The organism is Stenotrophomonas sp. Ps181, assembly GCF_025697425.1.
In the GTDB taxonomy this organism is placed as follows: domain Bacteria; phylum Pseudomonadota; class Gammaproteobacteria; order Xanthomonadales; family Xanthomonadaceae; genus Stenotrophomonas; species Stenotrophomonas sepilia.
In genome coordinates, this window is record NZ_JAHWBI010000001.1 from 294102 (window position 1) to 305149 (window position 11048).

The 11048-nt window shown below is 67.5% G+C and carries 10 protein-coding genes; 5 read left to right on the plus strand and 5 right to left on the minus strand.

Translation table 11 applies throughout. The annotated features are described in order from the left end of the window. The first annotated feature begins 23 nt into the window (after positions 1–23). Together KXV01_RS01440 and KXV01_RS01445 are read left to right on the plus strand one after the other, a co-directional pair. Positions 24–458: a DUF1801 domain-containing protein gene (locus KXV01_RS01440; protein ID WP_099494783.1), complete on the plus strand. Its 435-nt coding sequence runs from the start codon at positions 24–26 to the stop codon at positions 456–458. 38 nt (positions 459–496) lie between these two features. Further along, complete coding sequence (locus KXV01_RS01445; protein ID WP_099494784.1) at positions 497–904, plus strand: DUF1801 domain-containing protein; 408 nt, start codon at positions 497–499, stop codon at positions 902–904. A 117-nt stretch (positions 905–1021) separates the two neighbouring features. On the opposite strand, the gene KXV01_RS01450 is transcribed toward KXV01_RS01445, so the two are convergent. Next, positions 1022–2482, minus strand: a complete 1461-nt coding sequence (locus KXV01_RS01450) for an MATE family efflux transporter (protein WP_099494785.1) — start codon at positions 2480–2482, stop codon at positions 1022–1024. Positions 2483–2544: 62 nt separating this feature from the next. Between KXV01_RS01450 and KXV01_RS01455 the strand changes: the two genes are divergently transcribed. Beyond that, positions 2545–2784: a hypothetical protein gene (locus tag KXV01_RS01455; protein ID WP_005412658.1), complete on the plus strand. Its 240-nt coding sequence runs from the start codon at positions 2545–2547 to the stop codon at positions 2782–2784. A gap of 9 nt (positions 2785–2793) precedes the next feature. Then, a complete protein-coding gene (locus KXV01_RS01460) occupies positions 2794–3201 on the plus strand; it encodes an RNA-binding S4 domain-containing protein (RefSeq protein ID WP_049417354.1) in 408 nt (135 codons plus the stop codon). Between the two features lie 38 nt (positions 3202–3239). Here the strand turns inward: KXV01_RS01460 and KXV01_RS01465 are convergent, their stop codons facing one another. The 4 genes from KXV01_RS01465 to KXV01_RS01480 all read right to left on the minus strand — a co-directional run bounded on the left by KXV01_RS01465 (position 3240) and on the right by KXV01_RS01480 (position 8901). Then, positions 3240–3842, minus strand: coding sequence for a DUF937 domain-containing protein (locus KXV01_RS01465; RefSeq protein WP_099494786.1), 603 nt, complete (start codon positions 3840–3842; stop codon positions 3240–3242). A gap of 104 nt (positions 3843–3946) precedes the next feature. Then, positions 3947–5458, minus strand: a complete 1512-nt coding sequence (locus KXV01_RS01470) for a catalase (RefSeq protein ID WP_162838148.1) — start codon at positions 5456–5458, stop codon at positions 3947–3949. Positions 5459–5782: 324 nt separating this feature from the next. Continuing rightward, entirely contained in the window at positions 5783–8374 is a 2592-nt protein-coding gene (gene mutS, locus KXV01_RS01475; protein WP_049438672.1) for a DNA mismatch repair protein MutS, read from the minus strand. Between the two features lie 134 nt (positions 8375–8508). Further along, a complete protein-coding gene (locus KXV01_RS01480) occupies positions 8509–8901 on the minus strand; it encodes a barstar family protein (RefSeq protein ID WP_099487012.1) in 393 nt (130 codons plus the stop codon). Positions 8902–9272: 371 nt separating this feature from the next. On the opposite strand from KXV01_RS01480, the gene KXV01_RS01485 reads away from it, so the two are divergent. After that, a complete protein-coding gene (locus KXV01_RS01485; protein WP_111096415.1) occupies positions 9273–11027 on the plus strand; it encodes a ShlB/FhaC/HecB family hemolysin secretion/activation protein in 1755 nt (584 codons plus the stop codon). Positions 11028–11048: the final 21 nt, after the last annotated feature.

An 11048-nucleotide genomic window follows, 5' to 3' on the forward strand; every position in this document is an offset into this window, starting at 1 on the left:
CATCCCGATGGACGTATCGTGCGATGCCTGCCGAGCGAACCGCACCTTCCACTGCGCCCACGCTGCTGTCCGGTGGCAACCCGCAGATCGCCAAGGGCGAGGGCGATGCTCCGGTGCAGGCATACATCGCCGCCATGCCGGACTGGAAACGTCCGATCGGCGCGCGACTGGATGCATTGATCGAGCAGGCCGTACCTGGCGTGCACAAGGCGGTGAAGTGGAACTCGCCGATGTATGCGGTTGCGCCGGGCGAAGGGTGGTTTCTCAGCTTCCATTGCTTCGCCCGCTACATCAAGGTGGCGTTCTTCCGCGGCACGGCACTGGTGCCAGTGCCGCCCGAGCCGTCCAGGAGCGCCGATACGCGTTACCTGCACATCCCGCAGGACGGCCTGCGGGATGAGGCGCAGTTCCTCGACTGGGTGCGCCAGGCCGCCGCGTTGCCCGGCGAGCGCATGTAACCCCGACCTTCTCATTCCTTTCCCGACGAGAACTCCTGATGGCCACGCATGCCCCCAACCCGGCCGATGCCGGAACACCGGCGGCCAAACTGATCGATGCACGCATCGCCGAGCTGGCAGACTGGCGCGGTGAAACACTGGCACGCGTGCGTGCGTTGATCCATGAAGCGCTGCCCGACGTGCAGGAAACCTGGAAATGGCGGGGTACGCCGGTGTGGGAGCACAACGGCATCCTGTGCACCGGCGAGACCTACAAGCAGGCGGTGAAACTGACCTTCGCCAACGGTGCGGCGCTGGCCGATCCCAAAGGCCTGTTCAACGCCAGCCTCGAGGGCAATACGCGGCGTGCGATCGACATCCACGAAGGCGCGATGCCGGATGCCGCTGCGTTCAAGGCGCTGCTGCGCGCGGCGGCGACGTTCAACGCGGGCAAGAAGAAGCGGTAGAGCCGGCCGCTGGCCGGCTGTTGCGCGATGCTGCTGGAGAGGTGTGAGGTTGCCGGCCAGCGGCCGGCACTACCGTGTCATGGGTTGGTCCGTGAGGTTGCCGGCCAGCGGCCGGCACTACCGCAGCGGCGCGGCATCCGGGTCGGCCACCGGCGACGGCGGACAGGCCGGAATCTCCGACGGCGTCGCCAGTTCTTCGGCATGCGAGGGCTTGCCCATCATCTTCGCCTTGCGCCAGCCACCCCAGCGGTAGTACGCCAGCGACAGCAGCATCGACACCAGCGAGCTGACCGGGAAGCTCCACCAGATCGCATCGGCGCCCCAGTACGGCTGCAGCAGTTCGGCGAACGGCACGCGCACGCCCCACAGCGAGCCGGCCAGGATCAGCAGCGGCGGAATCACCGCACCCGTCGAGCGCACCACGCCGGAGATCACGAAGCTGACGCCGAAGAACAGGAACGAGCCGATCACTACGTGGTTGAGGTGGCGCGCGATCTCCAGCGCCTGGCTCGCCGGTGGCAGGAACAGGGCCAGCAGCTGGCGATCGAACACCACCAGCGGCAGGATCAACGCGCCGGTCAGCAGGAAGTTGAACAGCACGCCCTGGCGCGCGGTGCCGCGCACGCGATCCCAGCGCTGCGCACCCACGTTCTGTGCGGCCATCGAAGAGCACGCTGCACCGATCGCCATCGCTGGCATCTGCAGGTAGTTCCACAGTTGCAGGGCGGCACCGTAGCCCGCGCCGGTGTCGGTCCCGTACTGGTTGACCATGGTCATCAGCAGGATCACCGACAGCGAGATCAGCACCATCTGCAGGCCCATCGGTACGCCCTTGACCACCAGCGCCTTGAGGATGGTCATGTCGAGCTTGAACAGGCGCATGTCGGCGCGGCCCAGCCACAGGGTATGGCGCTTGTGCCGCATGTACAGCAGCAGGCCGGCCAGCGACAGCGTCTGTGCGACCAGCGTGGCCCACGCCGAGCCGGCGATACCCAGCGCGGGGAACGGCCCCATGCCGAAGATCAGTACCGGGTTCAGCACGATGTCCAGTGCCACCGACACCATCAGGAAACGGAATGGCGTGCGCGAATCACCGGCGCCGCGCAGCGCGGCGGTGAGGAAGGCGAACGCGTAAAGCGTCGGCATCGCCAGGAAGATGATCTGCAGGTAGGCCTCGGCCAATGGCAGCGAAGCGGCCGGCGTGCCCATCGCCGCCAGCAGCGGATGGGCCATGAACCAGCCGGCGAGGGCGATGATCACCGACAGGCCGATGAAGAAGGTGGCACTGGTGCCGACCACGCGACGCGCCTGCGCGATGTCGCGCGCGCCGATCGCCTGGCCGATCAGGATGGTGGAGGCCATGCCGAAACCGAACACCGAGCCGATCAGGAAGAACATGATGTTGTTGGCGTTCGCGGTGGCGGTCAGTGCCGCCTCGCCCAGGAAGCGCCCGACCCAGACCGCGTTCACCGAACCGTTCAGCGACTGCGCGATGTTGCCCGCCAGGATCGGCAGGGAGAACAACAGGAGATTGCGCCCGATCGGGCCGGAGGTCAGGTCAAGCGGCGCTTTGGCCATGGAGTGGTGATCCAATCCCGGGAGGCGCACACTAGCACCAAGCCGGTTTGCGGGATGTGGCAATGCATCAACGACTGCAGGTGAAGCGGAGGCTGGCGCTGGCCTTGATCGGCGCCGCGCTGGCCGCATGTTCGACGGGTGACCGGCTGGGCGATACCCAGGTGCGGCCGACCGACCGCCCCGAGTGCCTGGTCGGCAGCCAGCGCCAGGATCTGTCTGCTGGCGTACCCACGTTGATCGGCGGCAGCGGCTGCCGCACCGACCCCGACAACCCGCGTCCCCTGAACAAGCGAACGGAGTAGTCCCTGCCGATGACCGAGCTTTCCCCGCTGTCGCCCAGTGTCCGCCTGGACATCTGGCTGTGGGCGGCCCGTTTCTTCAAGACCCGCAGCCTGGCCAAGCAGGCGATCGAGACCGGCAAGGTCAGCGTTGCCGGGCAGCGTCCGAAATCCTCACGCGCGGTGCGCGTGGGCGAGCAGCTTCAGGTCGACCGTGGTGAAGAGCATTTCGAGGTCCAGGTGCTCGGCCTGAGCGATCAGCGCGGGCCCGCAGCGACGGCGCAGCAGCTGTATGCCGAGAGCGAGGCCTCCAAGGCGCGTCGTGCCGAACAGCGTGCGCTGCGCATCGCCGCGCGCGATGGGTTCCAGCCGCCGGAGCACAAGCCGGACAAGCGCGCACGCCGGTTGATCCGCGCGCTGGGCGATATCGACGCGCTGTAAATGATGCGGCGCCGGACCGGGTCCGGCGCCCGCAGACCTCAGCGCTTGCCGCCGAGCAGGCTGCCGCCGATCTTCAGCAGATCGCCCACGCCGAGCTGGCCGTCACCGTCCTGGTCCAGCAGGCTGCCGAGCAGGCCACCGGCGATGCCGCCCTGCTGCTGCACCTGCTGCTTTTCCTGGCCGAGCGCCTGGCTGAGCGAGCCGGCGTCGGCCTGGCCGCCACCGAGACGCTGGGCGAGGAAGGCCATCACGATCGGTGCGAGGATCTGCAGCAGCTGGCTGGTGCGGCTGCTGTCCAGCTGGGTCGCCTGGGCCAGCCCGGTTTCGACCTTCTGCTGGCTGCCGCCGAAGATGTGGCCGAGGATGCCAGCGCCATCGCTGGCGGCACCACCGCCACCGCCGCCCAGTACCGAGCCGAGCACGCTGCCCAGGTCCAGGCCGCTGTGGTTGTTCTGCAGGGCGCCGAGCAGCGCCTGTGCGCCCTGTGGCTGCGAGGCGTTGTTGCCCAGCGCGCCCATCAGCACCGGCAGTGCGGCACTGATTGCCCCGGAGGCCTGGGTATCGCTGATGCCAAGCTGCTGCGACACCTGCTGCAGCGGAGCGCCCTGCAGTTTGGCGAGAAGTTCATCGGTCAGGCTCATCTGCGGAATCCTTGGTTGGGGTGGGGCGTGCCGAAGGTACGATGCGGACCGTTAAAACGGCGACGCCGCCTCACAGGGAGGCGGCGTGCCGTACACGGGGGCGATCAGAGCTCGATGTCTTCCGCGCCCGGGGTCGCGGTGGGGAAGTCCGCCTCCGGCTGCGCCGCCTTGAACGGATCCGACGGCTGGCTGGCCAGCGCCTTCAGCGCCGCGGCGACGCCGGCACCGTAGGCCGGGTCGGCCTTGCTGCAGTTGTCGATGTGGCGCTGCTTGATGAAGTCCGGTGCATCCCCCAGGGCGCGGGCGGTGTTGGCGAACAGGCGGTCCTTCTGTGCCTGGTTGTAGCTGCGGAACAGGGCGCCGGGCTGGCTGAAGTAGTCGGCGTCGTCCTCACGGAAGTTCCAGAAGTCGGCGTCGCCGCGGATCTTCATCGGCGGTTCGCGGTACTGCGGCTGTTCCTGCCACTGGCCGTAGCTGTTCGGTTCGTAATGCGGCAGGCCGCCGTAGTTGCCATCCACGCGCATCGCACCATCGCGGTGGTTGCTATGCACCGGGCAGCGTGCGGCGTTGACCGGAATCTGGTGGTGGTTCACGCCCAGGCGATAACGCTGCGCATCGGAATAGGCGAACAGGCGTGCCTGCAGCATCTTGTCCGGCGACGGGCCGATGCCCGGCACCAGGTTGCTCGGTGCGAACGCCGACTGCTCCACGTCCTGGTACCAGTTGACCGGGTTGCGGTTCAGCTCGAACTGGCCGACTTCGATCAGCGGGTAGTCGCTCTTCGGCCATACCTTGGTCAGGTCGAACGGATGGATGCGGTAGGTTTCCGCCTCCAGCTCGGGCATGACCTGGATGAACAGCTTCCACTTCGGGAAGTCGCCCTTCTCGATCGCGGCGAACAGGTCGCGGCCGTGGCTTTCGCGGTCATGGCCGACCAGGATCTGCGCCTGCGCGTCGGTCAGCGATTCGATGCCCTGCTGGCTGACGAAGTGGAACTTCACCCAGAAGCGCTCGCTGTCGGCGTTGGTGAAGCTGTAGGTGTGCGAGCCGAAACCGTGCATGTGGCGGAAGCTGCGCGGAATGCCGCGGTCGCTCATCACCACGGTCACCTGCAGCAGGGCTTCGGGCAGCAGCGTCCAGAAGTCCCAGTTGTTGCGTGCGCTGCGCAGGTTGGTATGCGGGTCGCGCTTGACTGCCTTGTTGAGGTCGGCGAACTTGCGCGGGTCGCGCAGGAAGAACACCGGCGTGTTGTTGCCGACCAGGTCCCAGTTGCCTTCTTCGGTGTAGAACTTCAGGGCGAAGCCGCGGATGTCACGCTCGGCGTCGGCGGCGCCACGCTCGCCGGCCACCGTGGTGAAGCGGGCGAACATCTCGGTCTGCTTGCCGACCTTCTCGAACAGCTTGGCGCGCGTGTACCGGGTGATGTCGTGGGTGACGGTGAAGGTACCGAACGCGCCCGAGCCCTTGGCGTGCATGCGGCGCTCGGGAATGATCTCGCGGTTGAGGTTGGCCAACTTTTCCAGCAGCCACACGTCTTCCATCAGCAGCGGGCCGCGCGGGCCAGCGGTCCTGCTGTTCTGGTTGTCCACCACCGGTGCGCCGAAGGCCGTGGTCATCGGCGTGACCGGATCGTCGCCGTGCTTCTGCTTCGGCGTGGTGCTCAGTTCACGCTGCTGCTGGGCGCCTTCTGCCGGCGACGGAGCGGTGTGATACGGGCACTTGGGACTGTTGTTATCGGACTGGCTCATGGCTGGCTCCTGCGGGTGAAGACGGGGGTGGAACATCTTCACTCGACTTTAGCTACGGCCAGATGAAATGAATAATCGAATGATCCGTTCAGGCTGATAGTTTCTGTCAATTGAAACGAAGAATCGGATTTACAGGGCCTTTCGGACAGCCGCCCGCGCCGTGGCGGGAGGCCGGGGCCGGGCGCGGCAGGGCTAGAGCAGCGCCTTCAGCCGGTACAACGCTTCCAGTGCCTGCTTCGGGGTCAGCTCATCGGGGTCGATGGCCGCCAGCGCTTCCTGTGCCTTGTTGGATGGCGCGGCGAACAGCCCGAACTGCTGCGGCGCATCCAGTGCCTGTGGCGCCAGTTCGGCGGCATGGCTTTCACCGCCGCGCTGCTCCAGCTCGGCCAGGCGACGGCGTGCCTGTGCCACGGTGGCGCGCGGCAGGCCGGCCAGTGCAGCCACCTGCAGGCCGAAACTGCGGTTGGCCGGACCATCCTTGACCGCGTGCATGAACACCAGCGCCTCGCCGTGCTCGACCGCATCCAGGTGCACGTTGGCGATGCCGCTGCGGCCGCCCTCGTGTTGTTCGTCGGCCAGCGCGGTCAGCTCGAAATAGTGGGTGGCGAACAGCGTGTAGCAGCGGTTCTGGTAGGCAAGGTGACGAGCCACCGCGTCGGCCAGCGCCAGGCCATCGTAGGTGGAGGTGCCGCGGCCGATCTCGTCCATCAGCACCAGCGAATGGGCGGTGGCGTGATGCAGGATGTAGCTGGTCTCGGCCATCTCGACCATGAAGGTCGACTGCCCGCGCGCAAGGTCGTCACCGGCGCCGATGCGGGTCAGGATGCGGTCGATCGGGCCGATCACCGCACGGCTGGCCGGCACGAAGCTGCCGATGTGGGCCAGCAGCACGATCAGCGCGTTCTGCCGCATGTAGGTCGATTTACCGCCCATGTTCGGGCCGGTGATGACCAGCATGCGACGGTCCGGATGCAGGTCCAGGTCATTCGGTTCGAACGGCTGCTCGCGCACCGCCTCGACCACCGGGTGGCGGCCGCGCTCGATCTTCAGGCACGGTGCCGTTTCCAGTTCCGGGCGCGACCAGTCCAGCGCCTGCGCGCGCTCGGCGAAGGCGGCCAGCACGTCCAGTTCGCTCAGCGCAGCGGCGCACTGCTTCAACGGTTCCAGCTGTTCGCCGAGGGTATCCAGCAGCTGCTCGTACAGGTACTTCTCGCGCGACAGCGAACGGTCGCGCGCGGACAGCACCTTGTCTTCGAACGCCTTCAGTTCTTCGGTGATGTAGCGCTCGGCATTGGTCAGTGTCTGGCGGCGGGTGTAGTGCACCGGCGCACGGTCGGACTGGCCCTTGCTGATCTCGATGTAGTAGCCGTGCACGCGGTTGTAGCCCACCTTCAGGGTGGGAATGCCGCTGCTTTCGCGTTCGCGCTGTTCCAGGTCCACCAGGAACTGGTCGGCATGGGTGGACAGGCGGCGCAGCTCGTCCAGCTCTTCATCGAAGCCGTCAGCCAGCACGCCGCCGTCGCTCAGTTTCAGCGGTGGCATCTCGGCGATGGCACTGGCCAGCAGCTGCGCGCACGCATCGTGTTCGCCCAGCGCGGCGTGCAGGGCCTGCAGGCGCGGCGAATCCAGCGGCGCCAGCACCTCGCGCACGGCCGGCAGCAGGCCCAGGCCGTCACGCAGCGTGGAGAAATCGCGCGGGCGCGCCGAGCGCAGCGCGACGCGGGTGAGGATGCGTTCCAGGTCGCCCAGGCGCCGGAACTGTTCGCGGATATCGGCGTCGCTGCCGCGGTCGATCAGGGTTTCCACCGCATGGTGACGCTGTACCAGGACCTCGCGCAGGCGCAGCGGGCGGTGCAGCCAGCGCCGCAGCAGGCGGCCGCCCATCGGCGTCACCGTGCTGTCGAGCACGCCCAGCAGGGTATTGCGGGTATCGCCGTCGACGCGCGTGTCCAGTTCCAGGTGGCGACGGGTGGCGGCGTTCATCGCGATCGCCTCGCCAGCGGTTTCCATCGCGATCGAGGTCAGGTGCGGCAGGCGCTGCTTCTGGGTCTCCTCGACATAGCCAAGCAGGGCACCTGCGGCAGCGGTCGCGCGCGGCTTGTCATCGATGCCGAAGCCGCTCAGGTCGTGCAGCTTGAAGAAGGCCAGCAGCTGGCGGCGGCCGCTGTCGGCGTCGAACAGCCAGGGGGCGCGACGGCGCACGCCGGTGCGCTGGCGCAGGAATTCCGGCCAGTTCTCTTCGTCGGGCACCAGCAGCTCGGCCGGCTCCAGGCGGGCCAGTTCGGCTTCCAGTGCGTCGTCGGTCTCCACTTCGTTGACCAGGAAGCGGCCACCGGCCAGGTCGGCCCAGGCCAGGCCGTAGCCCTGCTTCGTGCGCGACAGCGCCATCAGCAGGGTGTCACGGCGCTCGTCCAGCAGCGCTTCGTCGGTGACGGTGCCGGGGGTGACGATGCGCACCACCTTGCGTTCGACCAGGCCCTTGGCCAGCGCCGGATCGCCGATCTGCTCGCAGATCGCCACCGACTCGCCCAGCGCCACCAGCCGTGCCAGGTAGCCCTCGTAGGCGTGCACCGGGACACCGGCCATCGGGATCGGCGCGCCACCGGAGCTGCCACGCTGGGTCAGGGTGATGTCGAGCAGGCGCGCGGCCTTGCGCGCATCGTCGTAGAACAGCTCGTAGAAATCGCCCATGCGGAAGAACAGCAGCAGATCCGGGTACTCGGACTTGGCTGCGAAGAACTGCTTCATCAGCGGGGTGTGTTCGGCGGACTTGTCTTTGGACATGGGACTCGTGGATCAGGGCATCCGGCCGCGCCGGAGGGCGGCGGCAGCGGAGCGGGTACAGGGCCGTCCATGGTAACTGCTGGGGCGCAGGGTTGCGGCCACCGATGGCAGGCCGGTACGGCACGGAAAGGGGGTCAGGCCGGGATCAGGGTGATCTGCCGATGGCTGCCAAAGATGTGCATGACGATTTCGAAGTAGGTCGGTCCCTCGCCCTGTTGCAGGGCCTGCAGCTGGCGGGCAATGGCCTGCGTATTGAAACTGCCCGGTGTGTCCAGCTTTGCCTGCAGCCATTGGCGGGTGGTGTCCATGCCCAGGGCCGCGCGGCTGTGGGCGATATCGCGCCAGATCAGCGTGGCCTGCGCCTGCCCGGCCAACGCGCCATAACTGCCATGCAGCAGGTCGTCCAGCGCGTCCAGGCTCGGCCCGAGCTGCCACGCCTCGCCAGCCATGAACACGCGGTTGATCTCCGCGTACAGGCTGGCGATGTCATCGATGGCGGCGCCTTCAATCTGTAGGACGATGGTCATGCGCCGACTGTAGCGTGACCCGCGCGCAGGGCGTGTGCGGCTGAACGGAATCGCTTTGCGGGCGTGGGCCGTGCACCGCATACTTCGCGGCTGCACTTCGCTGCACGGCTGTCGTGCAGCAGCATGCGCCGCTTTGCAGGCACGAGGCGAACGCTCGTTCCGCAACCTGCCAGCGCTTTGCCGCGAGCCTTTGCACAGGGCTGACGTGCGCCCTCCGGAAATTCATCCTTCAGAAACTCCCGCGCCGGCCGATCTGTACTCCGGCATTGCGCCTGTCGCGCGATGCCGTGGCTGTCCATGGTGGCGCAGCCTCGGTTCACGTTCCTGCAGCACCGCGGCTGGCACCGCGGGCGCTGGCAGGACGATTTCGAATGGAACGTAGAGTGGAAACAGGGAAGAAGCACCCGGGGCCGAGGCTCCATCGTGGTTGGTCGTTGATGCTCGCCGTTGCCGCATGGCCGGCGACCGCCCAGCAGGCCGGTGATCCCGCCGCGCAGGAACTGCTGCGGCAGCAGGAGCGCGAACGCGTGCTGCGCGAGCAGCAGGAACAACGCCCCGACGTCCGCCTGGAGCGGGACGCGCAGAAGGAGGGCGACCGCCTGCCGGCGCAGGAGCACCCGTGCGTACGCATCGATCGCATCGTGCTGGAAGGCGAAGACAGCCAGCGCTTCGGCTGGGCACTGGCGGCGGCCGACCCGGCGGACGATCCGGCCACTGGCCGTTGCCTGGGAACCGAGGGCATCAACGTGGTGATGAAGCGTGTGCAGAACGCGATCATCGCCCGTGGCTATGTCACCACGCGCGTGCTGTCGGCACCGCAGGACCTCAACCAGGGCACGCTGGCGTTGTCGGTGGTGCCGGGCCGGTTCCGCGAGGCCGTGTTCTCCGATCCGCAGGGACGGCATCCGGCCCTCGCCAATGCATTGCCGATCCGCAGTGGCGGCCTGCTCAACCTGCGTGACATCGAGCAGGGCCTGGAGAACCTGCAGCGCGTGCCCACCGTCAGCGCCGACATCAAGATCGCGCCGGCCGACGGCGAGGGCGCGGCGCCCGGCCAGAGCGACCTGCAGATCGACTGGACGCAGCGTTCACCGGTACGCGCCAGCGTCACCCTGGACGATGCCGGCAGCCGCGGGACCGGGAAGCTGCAGGCCAACGCGACGCTGTCGCTGGACAATCCGCTGGGCCTGAACGAGCTGTTCTACGTCAGTGCTGGCCGCGGCGTGTTCAACGGCCGCGGCAAGGACACCGACAGCTGGACCGCGCACTACGACGTGCCCTACGGCTACTGGCTGTTCGGTGCTACTGCCAGCGCCTACGACTACAGCCAGAACGTGGTCGGTGCTTTTGAACGCTACGACTACAGTGGCCGCAGCCGCAACGCCGAGGCGCGGGTGGACCGGCTGCTGCTGCGCAATGCCAAGGTCAAGTTCAGTGCCTACGCACGCGGCTGGCAGCGCGAGTCGAAGAACTACATCGACGATACCGAGATCGAAGTGCAGCGCCGCCGCACCGCCGGCTGGGAACTGGGCCTGACCCACAAGCAGTTCATCGGCACTGCCACGCTCGATGCCAGTGTGGCCTACCGGCGTGGCACGGGCGCCTTCCACGCACTGCGTTCGCCGGAAGAGATGGCGCAATTGTGGGACCCGACGTTGCCGCTGGAAGGCACCTCGCGGATGAAGCTGATCACCGCCGACGCGCAGTTCAGCGTGCCGTTCCCGCTGGGCCGGCAACGCCTGCGCTACACCGCCGCATGGCGGGCGCAGTGGAACCGCACGCCACTCTCGCCGCAGGACCGCTTCGCCATCGGTGGCCGCTATACCGTGCGCGGTTTCGACGGTGAAAGTTCGCTCAGCGGCGAGCGTGGCTGGTCGCTGCGCAACGATCTTTCGCTCGGTATCGGGGGCGGCCAGGAGTTCTACGTGGCTGCCGACTACGGCCGCATCGGCGGCCCATCCGCGCAGTGGCAGTCCGGCCATGACCTGGCCGGCATGGCACTGGGCCTGCGCGGCGGCTGGCAGCAGCTTTCCTGGGATGGCTTCGTCGGTTCGGCGCTGCGCAAACCCGCCCATTTCCCCACCGACTACACGACATTCGGCTTCAGCCTGGCCTGGCGCTACTGATCTGCCACAAGGACACGTGAC

What these genes read in the sequence shown, in the direction of transcription:
- mutS (WP_049438672.1), bottom strand. Translation starts at nt 8,374, where the DNA reads ATGTCCAAAGACAAGTCCGCCGAACACACCCCGCTGATGAAGCAGTTC.
- KXV01_RS01455 (WP_005412658.1), top strand. Translation starts at nt 2,545, where the DNA reads ATGCATCAACGACTGCAGGTGAAGCGGAGGCTGGCGCTGGCCTTGATC.
- KXV01_RS01465 (WP_099494786.1), bottom strand. Translation starts at nt 3,842, where the DNA reads ATGAGCCTGACCGATGAACTTCTCGCCAAACTGCAGGGCGCTCCGCTG.
- KXV01_RS01470 (WP_162838148.1), bottom strand. Translation starts at nt 5,458, where the DNA reads ATGACCACGGCCTTCGGCGCACCGGTGGTGGACAACCAGAACAGCAGG.
- KXV01_RS01460 (WP_049417354.1), top strand. Translation starts at nt 2,794, where the DNA reads ATGACCGAGCTTTCCCCGCTGTCGCCCAGTGTCCGCCTGGACATCTGG.
- KXV01_RS01480 (WP_099487012.1), bottom strand. Translation starts at nt 8,901, where the DNA reads ATGACCATCGTCCTACAGATTGAAGGCGCCGCCATCGATGACATCGCC.
- KXV01_RS01445 (WP_099494784.1), top strand. Translation starts at nt 497, where the DNA reads ATGGCCACGCATGCCCCCAACCCGGCCGATGCCGGAACACCGGCGGCC.
- KXV01_RS01440 (WP_099494783.1), top strand. Translation starts at nt 24, where the DNA reads ATGCCTGCCGAGCGAACCGCACCTTCCACTGCGCCCACGCTGCTGTCC.
- KXV01_RS01485 (WP_111096415.1), top strand. Translation starts at nt 9,273, where the DNA reads ATGGAACGTAGAGTGGAAACAGGGAAGAAGCACCCGGGGCCGAGGCTC.
- KXV01_RS01450 (WP_099494785.1), bottom strand. Translation starts at nt 2,482, where the DNA reads ATGGCCAAAGCGCCGCTTGACCTGACCTCCGGCCCGATCGGGCGCAAT.